General features: G+C 62.3%; 17 protein-coding genes. 8 read left to right on the top strand and 9 right to left on the bottom strand.

What is annotated here, in order from left to right; all coding sequences use genetic code 11:
- Positions 1-136: 136 nt before the first annotated feature.
- Positions 137-1,045 (top strand): 50S ribosomal protein L3 N(5)-glutamine methyltransferase, encoded by a 909-nt coding sequence (gene prmB / locus ACMTA2_RS24505; RefSeq protein ID WP_025214968.1) that lies wholly within the window; start codon positions 137-139, stop codon positions 1,043-1,045.
- 175 nt (positions 1,046-1,220) lie between these two features.
- Here prmB and ACMTA2_RS24500 read toward each other — a convergent pair whose 3' ends face one another.
- Both ACMTA2_RS24500 and ACMTA2_RS24495 read right to left on the bottom strand, forming a co-directional pair.
- Positions 1,221-2,009 (bottom strand): hypothetical protein, encoded by a 789-nt coding sequence (locus ACMTA2_RS24500; protein ID WP_413792139.1) that lies wholly within the window; start codon positions 2,007-2,009, stop codon positions 1,221-1,223.
- A gap of 106 nt (positions 2,010-2,115) precedes the next feature.
- The gene (locus tag ACMTA2_RS24495; protein WP_413792138.1) at positions 2,116-3,081 is read right to left on the bottom strand and encodes an alpha/beta hydrolase; all 966 of its coding nucleotides are present in this window, start codon (positions 3,079-3,081) and stop codon (positions 2,116-2,118) included.
- A gap of 143 nt (positions 3,082-3,224) precedes the next feature.
- Here ACMTA2_RS24495 and aroC point away from each other — a divergent pair, with 143 nt between their 5' ends.
- The 3 genes from aroC to ACMTA2_RS24480 are packed head-to-tail and all read left to right on the top strand — an operon-like array spanning position 3,225 to position 6,064.
- The gene (gene aroC, locus ACMTA2_RS24490) at positions 3,225-4,316 is read left to right on the top strand and encodes a chorismate synthase (RefSeq protein WP_413792137.1); all 1,092 of its coding nucleotides are present in this window, start codon (positions 3,225-3,227) and stop codon (positions 4,314-4,316) included.
- Positions 4,317-4,350: 34 nt separating this feature from the next.
- Positions 4,351-5,496: an MFS transporter gene (locus ACMTA2_RS24485; RefSeq protein WP_413792136.1), complete on the top strand. Its 1,146-nt coding sequence runs from the start codon at positions 4,351-4,353 to the stop codon at positions 5,494-5,496.
- 34 nt (positions 5,497-5,530) lie between these two features.
- Positions 5,531-6,064, top strand: a complete 534-nt coding sequence (locus ACMTA2_RS24480) for a 1,2-dihydroxy-3-keto-5-methylthiopentene dioxygenase (RefSeq protein ID WP_413792135.1) — start codon at positions 5,531-5,533, stop codon at positions 6,062-6,064.
- Positions 6,065-6,200: 136 nt separating this feature from the next.
- On the opposite strand, the gene ACMTA2_RS24475 is transcribed toward ACMTA2_RS24480, so the two are convergent.
- Entirely contained in the window at positions 6,201-6,479 is a 279-nt protein-coding gene (locus tag ACMTA2_RS24475; protein ID WP_003204481.1) for a DUF3509 domain-containing protein, read from the bottom strand.
- Between the two features lie 356 nt (positions 6,480-6,835).
- Here ACMTA2_RS24475 and ACMTA2_RS24470 point away from each other — a divergent pair, with 356 nt between their 5' ends.
- From ACMTA2_RS24470 to ACMTA2_RS24455, 4 genes are all read left to right on the top strand, one after another.
- A complete protein-coding gene (locus tag ACMTA2_RS24470; RefSeq protein ID WP_413792134.1) occupies positions 6,836-8,662 on the top strand; it encodes a long-chain-acyl-CoA synthetase in 1,827 nt (608 codons plus the stop codon).
- Positions 8,663-8,756: 94 nt separating this feature from the next.
- Positions 8,757-9,275, top strand: a complete 519-nt coding sequence (locus tag ACMTA2_RS24465) for an ankyrin repeat domain-containing protein (protein WP_413792133.1) — start codon at positions 8,757-8,759, stop codon at positions 9,273-9,275.
- A 249-nt stretch (positions 9,276-9,524) separates the two neighbouring features.
- Positions 9,525-10,055, top strand: coding sequence for a hypothetical protein (locus ACMTA2_RS24460; protein ID WP_413792132.1), 531 nt, complete (start codon positions 9,525-9,527; stop codon positions 10,053-10,055).
- 71 nt (positions 10,056-10,126) lie between these two features.
- The gene (locus ACMTA2_RS24455; protein ID WP_003204476.1) at positions 10,127-10,318 is read left to right on the top strand and encodes a PLDc N-terminal domain-containing protein; all 192 of its coding nucleotides are present in this window, start codon (positions 10,127-10,129) and stop codon (positions 10,316-10,318) included.
- A 61-nt stretch (positions 10,319-10,379) separates the two neighbouring features.
- Here ACMTA2_RS24455 and ACMTA2_RS24450 read toward each other — a convergent pair whose 3' ends face one another.
- The 6 genes from ACMTA2_RS24450 to ACMTA2_RS24425 all read right to left on the bottom strand — a co-directional run bounded on the left by ACMTA2_RS24450 (position 10,380) and on the right by ACMTA2_RS24425 (position 17,514).
- On the bottom strand, positions 10,380-11,582 hold the full coding sequence (locus tag ACMTA2_RS24450) for an MFS transporter (protein ID WP_413792131.1): 1,203 nt from the start codon (positions 11,580-11,582) through the stop codon (positions 10,380-10,382).
- Positions 11,583-11,875: 293 nt separating this feature from the next.
- Complete coding sequence (locus tag ACMTA2_RS24445; RefSeq protein WP_413792130.1) at positions 11,876-12,874, bottom strand: sulfate ABC transporter substrate-binding protein; 999 nt, start codon at positions 12,872-12,874, stop codon at positions 11,876-11,878.
- Between the two features lie 94 nt (positions 12,875-12,968).
- The gene (locus tag ACMTA2_RS24440; protein WP_413792129.1) at positions 12,969-13,793 is read right to left on the bottom strand and encodes an ion transporter; all 825 of its coding nucleotides are present in this window, start codon (positions 13,791-13,793) and stop codon (positions 12,969-12,971) included.
- A 21-nt stretch (positions 13,794-13,814) separates the two neighbouring features.
- Positions 13,815-14,714, bottom strand: coding sequence for an urea transporter (locus tag ACMTA2_RS24435; RefSeq protein ID WP_413792128.1), 900 nt, complete (start codon positions 14,712-14,714; stop codon positions 13,815-13,817).
- Positions 14,715-14,828: 114 nt separating this feature from the next.
- Complete coding sequence (gene pyk, locus ACMTA2_RS24430; protein WP_413792127.1) at positions 14,829-16,244, bottom strand: pyruvate kinase; 1,416 nt, start codon at positions 16,242-16,244, stop codon at positions 14,829-14,831.
- Complete coding sequence (locus ACMTA2_RS24425; RefSeq protein WP_413792126.1) at positions 16,234-17,514, bottom strand: glycerate kinase type-2 family protein; 1,281 nt, start codon at positions 17,512-17,514, stop codon at positions 16,234-16,236. The genes pyk and ACMTA2_RS24425 overlap by 11 nt, the downstream gene beginning before the upstream one ends.
- Positions 17,515-17,620 lie beyond the last annotated feature (106 nt).

Here is a 17,620-nt window from a genome sequence, read left to right as displayed (position 1 = left end):
TTGTTCAATAGATGATGCAAAAAACGGATAAATCCTACGATTGGTCCGGGGTTTTTCGTTCGTCATCGGGGCATGTTTGGGTGGGGCCGCGTTTGACTGGTAGACTCGCCCGTCGATTTTTCTGGAGTTTGCCGCCGTGATCACTTCCCGTCTCCGTACCCTGCGCGACCATATCCGTTGGGCCGTCAGTCGTTTCCATGGGGAGGATCTGTTTTTCGGCCATGGCACCGACAATGCGTGGGACGAAGCCCGGCAACTGGTGTTGGGCGCGTTGCACCTACCGTGGGAAATTGCCGACAGCTACCTGGACTGCCGTCTTGAAGACGAAGAGCTGGTCCATGTGCAGCGTCTGTTGCGCCGGCGCATTGCCGAGCGCATTCCGGCGGCCTATCTGCTGGGTGAGGCCTGGTTCTGCGGAATGTCGTTTATCGTTGATGAGCGCGTGCTCATTCCGCGCTCGCCCATCGGTGAGCTGATCGAAAAGCGTTTTGAACCTTGGCTGGGCCAGGAGCCGGCACGGATCCTCGACCTGTGCACCGGTTCCGGCTGCATCGGCATCGCCTGTGCCTTTGAATTCCCGGAGGCCGAGGTGGTGTTGGCCGACCTGTCGTTCGAGGCGCTGGAAGTGGCGAACCAGAACATCGAGCGCCACGGCGTCGATGAGCGCGTGTTCACCGTTCAGGGCGATGGCTTCGAAGGTTTGCCGGGGCAACGTTTCGACCTGATTGTGTCGAACCCGCCCTACGTCGATGCGGAAGATTTCGCCGACATGCCGCAGGAATACCAGCACGAGCCGGAGCTGGGCCTGGCCTGTGGCGATGATGGCTTGAACCTGGTTCGCCGGATGCTGGCCGAGGCGGCCGATCATCTGACCGAGAAGGGGCTGTTGATCGTCGAGGTGGGCAACAGCCAGGTACACGTCGAGGCGCTGTACCCGGAAGTCGATTTCGCCTGGCTCGACTTCGAGCGTGGCGGTCATGGCGTGTTCATGCTCAGTGCCGAGCAGTGCCGCCAGCATCAGGGGCTGTTCGCTTCGCGGGTTTGATCAGATCGACGGTGAGCGGCTTTTGTGGCGAGGGGATTTATCCCCGTTGGGCTGCGCAGCAGCCCCCGCAACTTTCCTGTTAACGGCGTAGGTAGGTTTGGGGGGGGCGCTTCGCACCCCAGCGGGGATAAATCCCCTCGCCACAGGGTTGTGGAGTCAGCCGAGCCGCTGACAATCAATGCCGTGTCGCAATCCAGATCAGCAACCCCGCCTGAAACATGGCGAAGGCCACCAGGCAGGTGATGGTGAAGCGCAGGCCGGCGTCTTCGCGCTTGAACTTGGTGACCTTTTCTTCCTGCTGCTTGAGTTTGACCTCCTGTTCCGCCAGGTTCTGCTCGGCTTGTTGCAGCATCTGCGCGGCTTCAAGGATGGTCACGAACTGCAGCTTCTCGGTGTTCCACTCCCCGACCAGATTGCCGACCTGGGCTGGCTTGATGCTGCCCTTGAGGTGCTGGGCGTCGGCGTAGGCCACCTCGAAACCCTGGGCCTTGAGAAAGCGGTCGCGGCGCAGGCGAGTGTCTTCGTTCAGGGCGTCCTTGTTATCCAGGTCGGTGCCGTCTACTTGATAGGCCGACCAGCGTTTCTTGGCCCAGGTAATGCCTTGGGCTGCCAGGAAGCGGCCGATACCGCGGTTCAACGGCTCGACTTGCAGGTTGTCCGGGGAAAAGGTCAGGCGTTTTTCGACATGGTCGGCCCAGACGTCCAGATGATTCTGTTCCTTGCGCACCCGCTGGTTCGGCAGTTGGATGCTCATGCGCAGCAGGCTGCGCTCCTTGCTGTGGCGCTCGGCATAGCTGAACTCGACAAACCGCAGTGCTCGCACACCGGTGGCGCGGTCGGTCTTGAGCGGCGCCAGCCGGAGCATCTGGTGATGCTCGGTATGCACATCGGCCCACGGCAGCTCCACCGCAGACGAGGCGGGGGCTTCGGCAGCGGTGTCGGGGGAAGTTTGAGTTTCAGTCATAACGGCAAAATCCTGTCCAGGCCGGCGGGTCGGCAGCCATTGCGCTAGCCGACACCCGGTTATCGGCCGTTTTTACCAGTCCTGAAGCTAAATCGACTAAAACCGCCTAACGCGCAGCTAACGAGTCAATAAAACGCAGAATCCGCGTACCGAGTTCGGCCGCCAAGGGCAGGTTGGGGTCCTTGTAGGAGGCCAGTTGCCGTTTCACGTCGTTGGGCACGATGCGCATCACGTGGTTCATGCCCTCGATCAGCGCCAGATCGGCGTCGGGCTTGGCGGCTTTCAACTGCCTGGCGTCCTCGACGCTGACCTGGATGTCGTTGCTGCCCTGGATGATCAAGGCCGGCATCTTCAACGCGGCAAAGGCCCGGGCTGGGTCCTGGCGGAACAGCGAGATCAGGTAGGGTTGTACGCTGGGGCGAAAAATGACCTGCAGTTGCGCCGGCACGTTAGGGTCGACCCGACCGGCCTTGAGGCTGTCGAGCAGTTCGTTGCTGCGCAGCATCAGCGGTGGTGGCAGGCGGTTGCTCAACTGCTGGCGCAGCACCTGGTCGATCGGCCGGGCGCTGCCGGACAGGGAAATCACCGCCGCCGCGTTGGCCTGGGGCGCAGCGAGGCTGGCGATCAACGCGCCTTCACTGTGACCCAGCAGGATCAACGGGCCCAGGCGTGGATCGGCGGCGAGCATGTGACTCCAGGCCACGGCATCGGCCACATAGGCCCCGACGCTCAGGTTGCGCTCGTCCGGTGTCGCGGCGAGGCTGGCGGCTACTCCGCGTTTGTCATAACGCACGCTGGCAATGTTGTGCCTGGCCAGGACCCAGGCCAGGCGCTTGAGGCTGTCGTTGCGGCCGCCCTCGGGGTTGTTACCGTCCCGATCCGTAGGACCGGACCCGGAAATGATCAGGACAACCGGCACGGGGGTGTCGGACTTGGGCAGCAGCAACGAGCCGAAAAGTTCACCATTGCCGGTGTCGAGGCTGATCGGGCGTTGCAGCACCGTGGCCTGGGCCAGGCAGGAAAACAGGCCGGTGAACAAGGCAAGGCTTAAGGCAAGCAGGTTTAACATCATCACGCCATTAGTTGCGAAGGTGCCGGTTGGACTGATGGCCGCCGATAAGGTTCGAGGATGAACTACGCGGGGAGCCTGCGTATACTGGCGCGCATTACGAATCCAAGGTTGAGTCTCTCAGCGTTTTTCACGGAGCACCCTGCATGTCCGGCAATACCTACGGCAAGCTGTTCACTGTCACCACCGCGGGCGAAAGCCATGGCCCGGCGTTGGTCGCCATTGTCGACGGCTGCCCGCCGGGCCTGGAGATTTCCCTGGACGACCTGCAGCGTGATCTGGACCGCCGCAAGCCTGGCACCAGCCGCCACACCACCCAGCGCCAGGAAGCCGATGAAGTCGAAATCCTGTCTGGTGTGTTCGAAGGGCGCACCACCGGCTGCGCCATCGGCCTGTTGATCCGCAACACCGACCAGAAGTCCAAGGACTACTCGGCCATCAAGGACCTGTTCCGCCCGGCCCACGCCGACTACACCTACCACCACAAATACGGTGAGCGCGACTACCGTGGCGGCGGTCGCAGCTCGGCGCGGGAAACCGCCATGCGCGTGGCGGCCGGGGCGATTGCCAAGAAGTACCTGGCCAGCCAGGGCATCGTCATCCGTGGCTACATGAGCCAGTTGGGCCCTATCGAAATCCCGTTCAAGACCTGGGATTCGGTGGAACAGAATGCCTTCTTCTGCCCCGACCCGGACAAGGTGCCGCAGCTCGAGGCCTACATGGACCAACTGCGCCGGGACCAGGATTCGGTCGGCGCGAAGATCACCGTGGTCGCCGAGGGTGTGATGCCGGGCCTTGGCGAGCCGATCTTCGACCGCCTCGACGCCGAGCTGGCCCACGCGCTGATGAGCATCAACGCGGTGAAAGGCGTGGAGATCGGCGCCGGTTTCGCCTGTGTCGCCCAGCGTGGCACCGAGCACCGTGACGAACTGACGCCGCAAGGCTTCCTCAGCAACAATGCCGGCGGCATCCTCGGTGGCATTTCATCGGGCCAGCCGATCGTGGCGCACCTGGCCTTGAAGCCAACGTCCAGCATCACCACGCCGGGCCGCTCCATCGACATCCATGGCAATCCGGTGGACGTCATCACCAAGGGCCGTCATGACCCATGCGTCGGCATTCGTGCCACGCCCATCGCCGAAGCGATGATGGCCATCGTGCTGATGGATCACCTGCTGCGCCATCGCGGCCAGAACGCCGACGTTCGCGTCAGCACTCCGGTGCTGGGGCAGCTTTGATGGTTGGCCTGCCGACCGCCGTGGCCTGACGCCCGTGGCGGCACTGCCGTACTGGCGGCTCTCCAGCTTCTATCTGTTCTATTTCGCGCTGCTCGGTTCGACGGCGCCGTTCCTGGCGCTGTATTTCGATTACCTGGGCTTCAATGCGGCGCGTATTGGCGAGCTGGTGGCGATCCCGATGCTGATGCGCTGTGTGGCGCCGAATATCTGGGGCTGGCTGGGGGATTACACCGGTCGGCGCCTGGCGATCGTGCGTTTTGGCGCGATTTGCACGCTGCTGGCCTTCTCGCTGATCTTCCTCGATAAAAGTTACGCCTGGCTGGCGATGGTCATGGCGCTGCATGCCTTCTTCTGGCACGCGGTGTTACCGCAGTTCGAAGTCATTACCCTGGCCCATCTGGGCGGGCAGGCCTCGCGCTACAGCCAGATCCGCCTCTGGGGCTCCATCGGTTTCATCATCACCGTGGTCATGCTCGGCCGCTTGTTCGAATGGCTGAGCCTGGACATCTATCCGGTGGCGCTGGTGCTGATCATGGCCGGCATCGTGCTCGCCAGCTTCTGGGTGCCCAATGCCCAGCCATTGCAGGGGCCGCGCATCGCGGGGGAGGGGTTCCTGCGGCAACTGCGCAACCCTGGCGTGCTGGCGTTCTATACCTGTGTGGGCCTGATGCAGGTGAGCCACGGGCCGTATTACACCTTCCTGACCTTGCACCTCGAACACCTGGGCTACAGTCGCGGGTTGATCGGCCTGCTCTGGGCCCTCGGCGTGGTGGCGGAAGTTTTGGTCTTCCTGCTGATGAGCCGGATCCTGACGCGGTTTTCCGTGCGCAGGGTATTGCTGGCGAGTTTCCTGCTGGCGGCGTTGCGCTGGCTGTTGCTGGGCTCACTGGCCGAATTTCTCTGGGTGTTGTTGTTCGCCCAGGTGTTGCACGCGGCGACCTTCGGCAGTTTTCATGCCGCCGCCATCCATTTCGTGCAACGCAGTTTCGGTCCTCGCCAGCAAGGCCAGGGGCAGGCGCTGTATGCGGCGCTGGCCGGCACGGGCGGGGCCCTGGGCGCGTTGTATTCCGGTTATAGCTGGAATGCCCTGGGTGCCAGTTGGACGTTCAGTCTCGCCAGCCTCGCCGCGTTCGCGGCAGCCGTTATCATTGCGACACGTATGCAAGAGGACCGGCCATGAGCCTTCGAACCGTTAATTTGCTGGAGCCATTGTCATGAGCAGCCTGTCCGTCTATCACGTTTCGAGCCCCGACATTCCGAACAAGGTGTTGACCCACTTCGAGGACATTGCCGCGACGTTGGCTGAGCAAGGTGTTCACTTTGCCCGTTGGGAGGCGGCGGTGAAAATCCAGCCGGGTGCCCGTGAGGAGGACATCATTGCGGCTTACCAGGCTCAGATCGATACGTTAATGACCGAGCGGGGCTACGTGGCGGTCGGTGTGATCAGCGTCAGTCATGACCATCCGAAACAAGCCGAGGTGCTCGATGAGTACTGCCATAGCCAAGAGGAAGTACGGTTTTTCGCCAGCGGTCGGGGGGTGTTCAACCTGCACATTGGCGATTATGTCTACGCAGTGCTGTGTGAAAGGAATGACTTGATCACGGTGCCTGCGGGTACGCCGCATTGGTTTGACAGCGGGGAGCGCCCGCATTACGTCGTGATCCGCCTGGGCGGTGACCCGCAGGGCTTGGTTGCCAGGCTCACCGGTGATGCTATCGCCCGACGTTTTCCACGCCTGGAAGACTGAGCTGCGTTGGGAGTGCAGGGCAGGTGCTTGGAAGCTCCCGAAACGACGGGTTTACCACGCAGCAAAAAAGGCGCTTCCCATCTCTGAAAGAAGCGCCGTTTTCCAAGTGAACAGTAAAGCCGGTTTTCCAGCGGACTCAAGCGCTATGGTAAGTCGGCAAAGCAAACCGATGCTGGCTCTGCAACAAGGTGATCTGTGGCAACTCGCTGGCCTGCTCGGCCAGGTCGCGACGGATCGCACTGATCGCCCAGGACAACTGATCCCCCGCATGCAACTGAGCATAGGAAATCGTGCGCTTGAACAGCTTGCCGTCACTGTTACGCAGGGTCAGCAGAATGCCGCCATCCGGGCGGGGCTGGGTGGTCACTTCGTAGTTGGAAAACAGGGACGCAAACTTTTCTTGAATCATGTTCATAGTTGACTGCTCCAGGGTATGGCAAACCGTGGAGGGGTGGTTGCACTGTCTGTGCCAGCATTTGTCTTTATAAAAATTCCTTTTAAAACAAATAGTTATTCTTTTTCCGGTTTTTCGATTTCGTGCATCTTGCATGAATAGCTATCGTGCATCCTGCATTTTGCGTGGTCGGGCAATGATTTTTGGAACCAAATCGTTTTGCGGCGCTCACGCTTCGCCTGCCTCGGGCAGCGGATACAAAACATTGCAAAAACCGCGTGTACAGCGCTGCGATCGCAGGCGTACTTTCGAGCCAAAATCACCGCCAGCCCGATAACAAGAACCGAGACCCACGAGGTCGAACGGGGAAGATCACCATGAGTCGTACACCCAGCGACGCCATTACCTGGGGCATGATGCTGCGCAAGTTGCCCGTCATCGCCAAAGCCGTCCCCCGGATCGTCAAAGGCATGAAGCTGGCCAACGTCCAGGACCCGACCCAACCTTGTGGCCTGGGCTGGTGTTTCGAACAGGCCACGCAACGCAATCCCCAAGGCCCGGCACTGCTGTGTGGCGACACGGTGTTGAGTTATGCACAGGTCAATGCGCAGGCCAATCGCATCGCCCATTACCTCTTGGCCCAGGGCATCGGCAAGGGCGATTGCGTGGCGATATTCGTCGAGAACCGGCCACAGTTGCTGATCAGCGTGCTGGCGATGGCCAAGGTTGGCGCCGTCAGTGCCATGCTCAATACCTCGCAAACCGGTGATGCGCTGGTGCACAGCCTGGCCCTGGTCAACCCGGTCGCGGTGCTGGTCGGGGATGAGCGGGTCGCGGCTTTCAACGATGTGCGAGCGCGCACCGCACTGCCGATCAACAGGACCTGGTGGCTGGCGGATCAGGACGGTACCGATGCCCCGCCCGGCTTCATCGATCTGATGGCGGGCTGCGAGGATTACCCGGGCGACAACCCTGCGTGCAGCCGGCAGGTTTTCTGCAACGACCCATGTTTCTATCTCTACACCTCGGGCACCACCGGGCTGCCCAAGGCCGGCGTGTTTCGCCATGGTCGCTGGATGCGCACGTCCACCAGCTTCGGCCTGATCGCCCTGGACATGCAGCCCGACGATGTCGTCTATTGCACGTTGCCGCTGTACCACGCCACGGGCCTGTGCGTGTGTTGGGGCGCAGCGATCTGTGGGGCATCGGGGTTCGCGATTCGACGCAAGTTCAGCGCGAGCCAGTTCTGGAACGACGTACGCCGCTACCGGGCGACCACGCTGGGGTATGTCGGAGAATTGTGCCGCTACCTGATCGACCAGCCTGTCGCTGCCGATGACGGCCGTCACGGTGTAAGGAAAATGATTGGCAATGGCCTGCGGCCCGGCGCCTGGTCGACCTTCAAGACCCGTTTTGGCATCGACCACATTTGCGAGCTGTATGCGGCCAGCGACGGCAATATCGGTTTCACCAACATCCTGAATTTCGACAACACCATCGGGTTCTCCCTGATGGGGTGGGCATTGGTGCAGTACGATCATGCCAGTGGCCTGCCGTTGCGCAACCTGCAAGGTCGCATGCAGAAGGTGCCCAAGGGCCAACCGGGCCTGCTGCTGGCGCGGATCGACGAGAAGGCGCCACTGGACGGCTACACCGAGCAGGCCTTGACCGAAAAGACCATCTGCCGGGATGTCTTCGTGCCGGGCGACCGCTACTTCAACACCGGGGACCTGCTGCGCAACATCGGTTTCGGGCATGGGCAATTCGTCGATCGCCTCGGCGACACCTATCGCTGGAAAGGCGAAAACGTTTCGACCACGGAAGTCGAAAACGTCTTGCTGCAACACCCGCAGGTGGCCGAGGCGGTGGCTTATGGCGTGGAGATCATCGGCACCAATGGTCGCGCCGGCATGGCGGCGATCACCCCCTCCGAATCCCTGGCGACCCTGGACTTCAGCGAATTGCTGCAATTCTTGCAATGCAAGTTGCCCGCTTACGCCGTGCCGCTATTCCTGCGCATCAAGGTGAAGATGGACACCACCGGCACCTTCAAGTACCAGAAGACTCGCCTCAAGGCCGAAGGGTTCGACCCCTGCGTCGCGGGGGACGAACCGGTCTATGCCTGGTTGCCGGGTACCGATACTTACGTGCGGGTGGACCGGCAGTTGGCGTCCCGGATCCAGGACGGACAATTGCGTTATTGATTCTGGCTATGGCAGGCACAGCGAAAAAAGGGATGACAGCGCCCGGGTCCCTCGGGAAACTAGCCGCTTTGCGAAGACCCGAGTGGAGTTTCCCATGTCTGATACAAGCCGCCAGATGACCCCGGAAGAGGCTGCCGAGTTTGCCGAGCAGGTGTTCAACGTCGCACGCCAGGGCGATGCGGCCATGATGGCCGCGCTGCTGAGCAAGGGCTTGCCCCCCAACTTGCGTAACCACAAGGGCGACACCCTGTTGATGCTGGCCGCTTACCACGGGCATGTGGAAACGGTGAAAGTGTTGCTGGAACACAAGGCCGATCCGGAAATTCGCAACGACAACGGCCAGAGCCCGATTGCCGGCGCGGCGTTCAAGGGCGACCTGGCCGTGGTCGCGGCGCTGGTGGACGGCGGCGCGCAAGTGGAAGGCGCCTCCTTTGATGGTCGTACCGCCTTGATGATGGCGGCGATGTTCAACCGGGTGGAAATCGTCGACTACCTGATCGGCAAAGGCGCCGACCCGAAAGCCAAGGATGCCAACGGCGTCTCGGCCCTCGATGCCGCCAAGACCATGGGCGCGGTGGACACCACGGCGCAGTTGGAAAAGATGTTGGCCTGATCTTCCTCCGGGGCCGTGATTCTGGAGTGACATTGCTCTTGTGGCGAGGGGATATATCCCCGCTGGGGCGCGGAGCGGCCCTAAAACCTGACAACTCGCTGTGGCATGCTGTCTTTAGGGCTGCTTCGCAGCCCAGCGGGGATATATCCCCTCGCCACAAAAGCTCCGGGGCCACAGGTTCCTGACTCGACCGATGTGATGCGCTATCCTGCCCGCCCTCAAGACACCCTTCGCCACAGGATCCACCCCATGAAAGCCGCCCTCGTCGAACTCATCGGTAAAATCAGCTCCGGCTGCCTCGGCGAGGCTGACATTACGAAAATCGCTGATGAAGCGGCCCAGGCCTACGCCGATCCGACGGCTTTCCTGGCGGCCAATCCCGATATCAATTACGACGACACCTTCCCGATCCCGTTGGGTGAGTGGGTGGTGGTGGGCAGCCTGCCGGACACTGTGCTGTTCCAGGCCGACACCTACACGGACCTGTTCGAACAGATCGTCGCCTCGTTCGGCCCCGGCGTGGCGTTCAACCTCAAGCCCAAGCAACTGGCGAAAACCGAAGCCCTGACCGCGCTCAACCGCATCCAGATCCAGATGAGCAGCCTGAACAAGGAAAACGGCGGCTACGTGCTGATGAACTTCAGCCAGTTGCTCGACGATGAATTACAGATGGTGCTGGTGTACGGCAACGATGTGCCACGGGTGCTGCAATTGTGTGCTGAAGTCGGCATCGCCGCCGCGCCGGCCCTGGAAGCCCTCAAGGTCGCGATCCACGTCTGAAGCAATAAAACGGAACCCTTGCCGGGGTCCCGCTATCCTAAGGGTGCACATCACCATTTGGGAGCGACACCATGGGTTCCACTTTCAACGGCTTGGTCGGCCTGATTATCCTGGCGCTCGATATCTGGGCGATCATCAATGTACTCAAGAGTGGCGCGGAAACCGGGATGAAAATCCTCTGGGTGCTGCTGATCCTGCTGCTGCCGGTCCTGGGCCTGATCATCTGGGCGATTGCCGGGCCCCGTGGCAACGTGCGTATTTGACCGCTCCAATGAAAATGCCCGGGCGCCTTTGGGCGACCGGGCATTTTTTGTGCCTGGGTGATCAGGCCGTTGCCAGGAACGGCTTGCGCGAGGCACTCAAGAAGCGCAACAAGGCCAACAGCGGGAAGGCGCTGCCGACGATCACCACCCACAACCAGCCGCCGTGTTCGTACACCGCACTGGCAATCGATGAGCCGAAGGCACCGCCGACGAAGATGCTGGTCATGTACAGCGCATTCAGCCGGCTGCGACTCTTGGCATCGAGGGCATAGATGGTGCGCTGGCCCAGGACCATGTTCATTTGCACACAGAAATCCAGGACCACCCCTGTCACTGCCAGGCCGATCACGCTGTAGAGCGGATGGATGAACGCCGGCAGGAAACTCAGGCTGGCGAACAGCATTGCCAGCAGCGAGGCGTTGCGGGTATGGCCGGCATCCGCCAGGCGACCGGCGATGGGCGCGGCGATGGCACCAATGGCACCGACCAGGGCAAACAGGGCGATTTCAGTCTGGGACAGGCCATGGTTGCGTGACAACTCCAGCGGCACGGCGGTCCAGAACAGGCTGAACGTGGCGAACATGCAGGCTTGGTAGAACGCCCGTTGCCGCAACAGCGGTTGTTGGCGCAGCAGGGTGCCGAGCGAACCCAGCAGTTGGCCATAAGAGGCGCTATGGTCGGGCTGGCGCTTGGGCACGGTCAGCGCCAGGACGATGCTGATGGCGGCCATCAATGCGGCGGCGATGATGAACATGGCCCGCCAGCCGAAGTGATCGGCCACGACGCTGGAAACCGGCCGCGCCAGCAGGATTCCCAGCAGCAGGCCGCCCATGATCCCACCGACGACCCGTCCGCGGGACTCCTCCGGTGCCAGGTGCGCGGCCAGCGGAATCAGCACTTGCACCGACACCGAACTGAAACCCACCAGCAGCGAGACCAGCAGGAACACATTCGGCTGGTCAGTGAATGCAGCGCCTAACAAACTGGCGATCGCCACCACGGTGGTGATGATCATCAGCCGACGGTTTTCCAGCAAGTCCCCCAACGGCACCAGGAAAAACAGGCCCAGGGCATAACCGATCTGGGTCAGCGAGACGATCAGGCTGGCCATGGTGCTGCTCAGGCCGACGTCGGGTGCGATCAGTTCGATGATGGGTTGGGCGTAGTAGATGTTGGCAACAATGGCGCCGCAGCAGAAGGCGAAGAGCAGGACCATGCCGCGGGTCAGGGGGCTGCCGGGCGAGGTGGGTGAATGAGCACTCATGGCAATCTCATCGATCAATTGAAAGGATGGCGTGAGGCTAAAGACTTGCAGGGCTCAGGAACAGGCTTTGTAGCTGATATCAAACATGCTTGCGGTTGATGATGAACTCATCGCGAGCGCGCTGGCGCTGTCTTTGTGGCGAGGGGATTTATCCCCGCTGGGCTGCGAAGCAGCCCCAAATGCAGCCGACGCGATTTGTCTGAAACACAACAGTGTCCGATTCCAGGACTGCTGCGCAGCCCAGCGGGGATAAATCCTCTCGCCACAGGACCGCGCATGACTCATTTGTTTTCTTACTGGCCGCTGTAGATCTGGTCGAAAACCCCACCGTCATTGAAGTGAGTCTTCTGCACCGTGCGCCAGTCGCCGAAGGTTTTTTCCACCGACAGGAAATCCACGTTCGGGAAGCGGTCGGTGTATTTGGCCAACACGGCCGGGTCCCGTGGACGCAGGTAGTTGGCGGCGGCGATCTCCTGGCCTTCCGGCGACCAGAGGTACTTGAGGTAGGCCTCGGCCGCCGCGCGGGAGCCCTTCTTCTCGACCACTTTATCCACCACGCTCACCGGTGGCTCGGCCTCGGCGGAAACGCTCGGATAGATCACTTCGAACTGCTCGCGGCCGAACTCGCGGGCGATCATTTCCGCTTCGTTTTCAAAGGTCACCAGCACGTCGCCGATCTGGTTGGTCATGAAGGTGGTCGTCGCGGCACGACCGCCGGTGTCCAGGACCGGTGCCTGCTTGAACAGTTTGCCGACGAAAGCCTTGGCCTTGTTCTCGTCACCGCCGTTCTTGAGCACGTAGCCCCAGGCCGACAGGTAGGCGTAGCGACCGTTGCCGGAGGTTTTCGGGTTGGGCACGATCACCTGCACGCCGTCCTTGAGCAGGTCGGGCCAGTCTTTCAGTGCTTTCGGGTTGCCTTTGCGCACGATGAATACCGTGGCCGAGGTGAACGGTGCGCTGTTGTTCGGCAAGCGAGTGACCCAGTCCTCAGGGACCAGTTTGCCGTTGTCCGCCAAAGCGTTGATGTCGGTGGCCATGTTCATGGTAATGACATCCGCCGGCAGCCCGTCGATCACCGAGCGCGCCTGCTTGCTGGAGCCGCCGAACGACATCTGCACGGTGATGTTTTCGTTGTGCTCGGCCTGCCAGTGCTTCTGGAAGGCTGCGTTGTAATCCTTGTAGAAGTCGCGCATCACGTCGTAGGAAACGTTGAGCAGGGTCGGGGCGGCGTGGGCCAGGCTGCCAAAGGTCAGGCCGGCGGCGAGAAGGGAGGCGCCAAAGAAGTTCTTCACTTACGAATTCCTTTTTATCAACGGGGGTTCCGGGCAATTAGCCAGCACACTAGCTGCAAGCCTATAGACCTTCAAGCATCAAAAAGTACTTTGCTTATTCCAGTTTTTTAAACAGCGCATTGCCACAACGGGAGCAGAAAGCGGCACCGTGTTCGTGGTTGTTTTTGCTGCACACCGGGCAATCGTGCTGGAGTTGGTCACCGCGCATGGCGGTGGCCAGTTCAGCCGTGAAAATACCCGTCGGCACGGCGATGATCGAATAGCCGGTAATCATTACCAGGGATGACACCACTTGGCCCAGGGGCGTCTTGGGCACGATGTCGCCGAAGCCTACGGTGGTCAGTGTCACGATCGCCCAATAGATGCCCTTGGGAATGCTGGTGAAACCGTGCTGGGGACCTTCGATGACGTACATCAGCGTGCCGAAGACAGTCACCAGGGTCGAGACACTGACCAGGAACACGATGATTTTCTGCTTGCTGCCGCGCAGCGCCGCCATCAGGTAGTTGGCTTGCTTGAGGTAGGGGCTGAGCTTGAGCACACGGAAAATCCGCAGCATGCGGATGATCCGGACGATCAGCAGGTATTGGGCATCGCTGTAGTACAGCGCCAGGATGCCAGGCACGATCGCCAACAGATCCACCAATCCGTAGAAACTGAAGGCATAGCGCAGTGGCTTGGGCGAGCAATACAGGCGCAGGCCGTACTCGACGATGAAGATGAAGGTGAAGCCCCACTCGATGCCGGCCAGCAGGGCCGCGTAGTGCTGGTGCACGCTGTCGATGCTGTCGAGCATCACGATCACCAGGCTGGCGAGGATGATCAACAGCAGGGTGGTGTCGAAGCGCCGGCCGGCCACGGTGTCGGTCTGGAAAATGATCACGTAGAGGCGTTCACGCCAGTTGTTGCTGCTGTCCATCATCTTCGCCTTAACCCGGAATCAGCGAAGCCTAGGGCGATTGCCCCGTAGAGCGCAAGGCGCGGTGTCGAGGCTGGCCTGGTGCCACGCCCGGCCGGTGGCTTGGATCAGCCAGCAGGCGAGAATGAACGGTGCCGTCAGGGGGGGCAGGCCGAGGGCAGTAAAACCTGGCGCGAGCAGGGCTGCCAGGAGGATGCCCGTCAGCGCCAGCCATGGGCGACGTTGTTGACTGAGGGCCAGCGCCACCAATACCGGGTTGTAGCCGCCCAGCCCGGAAAGGGCGGTTGCGCTTTCATGCTGTAACAAGGCGAAGGCCAAGCCGACGGCCGAAGCGAACAGTGCCCAAGCGGCGGCGCGACGATGGGCCAACAGCAGGCCGGCGGCGATCAGCGCACCGGCTGCCGGGTCGTCGAGAAACATGACCTGGCCCAGCCCCCTCAGAAGAGCGCCCAGCAGGTTGGGTATCGTCACTTCAATCGCGTTGGCAGGGAGCGGCGGCAAGATGAAGCTCATCAGCAACCAAGCTAGCCCGACAAAGGGCGCGGTGTAGACGGGCAGGCAGCGAGGGCCACGGGTGCGCGTGAGCCATTGCTGGGTCAGCATCGCGCTGAGGCCACCTGCCGCGAGGATCAACGGCGGCAACAGGACGGACCAGGGCAACACAAGGCTCAGCAGCAAGCCCAGCAGGATACCGTTGTAGCTGAACAGCCCGGCCTGCCGGTCGGCCTTGGCGTAACCGCGTCGCTGGGCCGTCAGCAGCCCGGCCACCCCGCCCAGCAACGCGCCGCCGAACAGGGCGGGCGCCGTGAGCAGAATCGCCAGCAGGCACAGCAGGCCGCACAGCGGATGGCGCAGGAGAAAAACCTGGCTGAAACCGTTGAGCAGGGCGGTGGCCCAGTCGGGGCAGTGGGTGTTGGGCATGGTAGGTGTGTGTCAGAGGGACCGAGTCGACTTCATCGCGAGCAAGCTCGCTCCCACAAGGGCACCGCAGCCCCTGTGGGAGCGAGCTTGCTCGCGATGAGGCCAGTACAGACGCTAGATCAGCGTCTCGATGCGCAGCGAATTGGTCGACCCCGGCTGCCCGAACGGCACGCCCGCGGTAATCAGCAGGGTATCGCCACGCTGGGCCATCCCTTGGGCCTGGGCGATTTCCAGGGCGGTGGAACAGACTTCATCCACTTGCTTCAACCGATCGTTGACCACCGAATGCACGCCCCAGGCCACCGTCAGGCGGCGAGCGGCCTGCAGGTTTGGCGTGAGGTTGAGGATCGGCACCGTCGGCCGCTCCCGCGCCGCCCGCAGACTGGAACTGCCCGATTCGCTGTAGTTCACCAGCACCGCCACCGGCAGGATGCTGCTGATGCGCCGGATCGCGCAGCTGATGGCATCCGACACCGTGGCCTCGGCTTTCGGCCGGCTGACGTCCAGTTGTGCCTGGTAGTCGGGGCCGTTTTCCACCTGGCGGATGATCTTGCTCATCATCTGCACGGCTTCGAGGGGGTAGTCGCCGGAAGCGGTTTCCGCCGAGAGCATCACCGCGTCGGCGCCTTCGGCGACGGCGTTGGCGACGTCCGTGACTTCGGCACGGGTGGGCGCCGGGGAGAAGCGCATCGACTCGAGCATCTGCGTGGCGACCACCACGGGTTTGCCCAGGGCGCGGCAGGTGCCAATGATGTTTTTCTGGATCTGCGGCACGCTTTCGGCCGGGACTTCGACCCCCAGGTCGCCACGGGCGACCATGATCGCGTCGCTCAATTCGGCGATTTCCCGCAGTTGGGTCACCGCCGACGGCTTCTCGATCTTCGCCATCAGGAACGCCTGGTTGCCGATCAGCGCGCGAGCCTCGCGGATGTCCTCGGGACGCTGCACGAACGACAACGCCACCCAGTCCACGCCCAGTTCCAGGCCGAAACTCAAGTCGCGCCGGTCCTTGGCGGTCAACGGGCTCAGGTCGAGCACGGCCTGGGGCACATTCACGCCTTTGCGGTCCGACAGCTCGCCGCCGTTGAGCACCTCGGTGTCGATCGCGTCGCGGTGCCTGGCGGTCACGCGCAGGCGCAGCTTGCCGTCGTCCAGCAGCAGGTCCATGCCGGGCTCCAGGGCCGCGATGATTTCCGGGTGGGGCAGGTTGACCCGGCGTTGATCACCCGGCGTCGGGTCCAGGTCCAGGCGCAGGGCCTGGCCGCGTTGCAGCAGGACCTTGCCGTCGGCGAATCGGCCGACCCGCAGCTTCGGGCCTTGCAGGTCCATCAGGATGCCCAGCGGGTAATTGAGCTGCTGTTCGACGTCACGGATCCATTGGTAGCGCTGGGCATGGTCGGCATGGTCGCCGTGGCTGAAGTTCAGGCGGAAGATATTGACACCGGCCTGTACCAGCTCACGGATGTCATCGATGCCACGGGTGGCGGGGCCGAGGGTGGCGAGGATCTTGACCTTTTTATCAGGCGTCATGTTTGGGGTTCTCGAGGATCAGGATGGCGCGAAAGTCGTTGACGTTGGTGCGGGTCGGTTCAGTGACGATCAGCGCATCCAAGGCGGCGAAGTAGCCGTAGCCATTGTTGTTGTCCAACTCGTCGCTGGCGCACAGGCCCAGCTCGGCGGCGCGGCGATAGCTGTCCGGGGTCATGAGGGCGCCGGCATTGTCTTCGGAACCGTCGATGCCGTCCGTGTCGCCGGCCAACGCGTAGATGCCGGGATGGCCCTTGAGGCTGTCAGTCAGGCTGAGCAGGAATTCGGCGTTGCGCCCGCCACGGCCATCACCGCGCACGGTGACGGTGGTTTCGCCGCCGGAGAGAATCACGCACGGTGCCGCCAGTGGCTGGCCGTGCAGGGCGATTTGCCGGGCGATGCCGGCGTGGACTTTCGCCACCTCCCGGGATTCGCCTTCCAGGTCGCCGAGGATCAATGGGCTGAAACCGGCTTGGCGAGCCTTCACCGCTGCGGCTTCCAGGGATTGCTGGGGTCGGGCGATCAGTTGGAAATGACTGCGGGCCAGGCTTGGGTCACCGGGCTTGACGGTTTCCGACGCCGGACTCTGCAGCCAGGTACGCACCGAGGCGGGCACCTCGATGTGGTAGCGCTGGAGAATCGCCAGGGCTTCGGCCGACGTGCTGGGGTCTGCCACGGTGGGGCCGGAGGCGATCACCGTGGCGAGATCGCCGGGCACATCGGAAATCGCGTAGGTGTACACCGTCGCCGGCCAGCAGGCCTTGCCCAGGCGCCCGCCCTTGATCGCCGAGAGGTGCTTGCGCACGCAATTCATCTCGCCGATGGTCGCGCCGGACTTGAGCAGGGCTTTGTTGATCGATTGCTTGTCGGCCAGGGTGATGCCTTCGGCCGGCAAGGCGAGCAGGGCGGAACCGCCGCCGGACAACAGGAAAATCACCCGGTCGTCTTCGCTGAGGTTGCTGACCATTTCCAGCACCCGCTGGGCCACGGCCAAGCCGGCGGCGTCAGGCACCGGGTGGGCGGCTTCCACCACTTCGATTGTCTGACAGGGCGCGCCATGGCCGTAGCGGGTCACCACCAGGCCGGATACTTCACCCTGCCAGCAGCGCTCGACGACTTGCGCCATGGCCGCCGCGGCCTTGCCGGCGCCGATGACGATCACCCGACCGCTGCGATCGCCGGGCAGGTAGCGTTCAAGGACGTGTTGCGGATGGGCCGCGTCGATGGCTGTGGCAAACAGCTCGCGCAGCAGTTGTTGCGGATCGACCGACATGGCGGGCTCCCGATTCTTATTATTGGCTGAAGCGACTCGGTTCTCTGTGGGAGCGAGCTTGCTCGCGATAGCGGTTTTACATTCAACATCAATGCAAGCAGACCCA

Source organism: Pseudomonas medicaginis (assembly GCF_965119365.1).
In the GTDB taxonomy this organism is placed as follows: Bacteria; Pseudomonadota; Gammaproteobacteria; order Pseudomonadales; family Pseudomonadaceae; genus Aquipseudomonas.
Note: the sequence above shows the minus strand (reverse complement) of the source record. Positions and strands in the feature narration are given on the sequence as shown.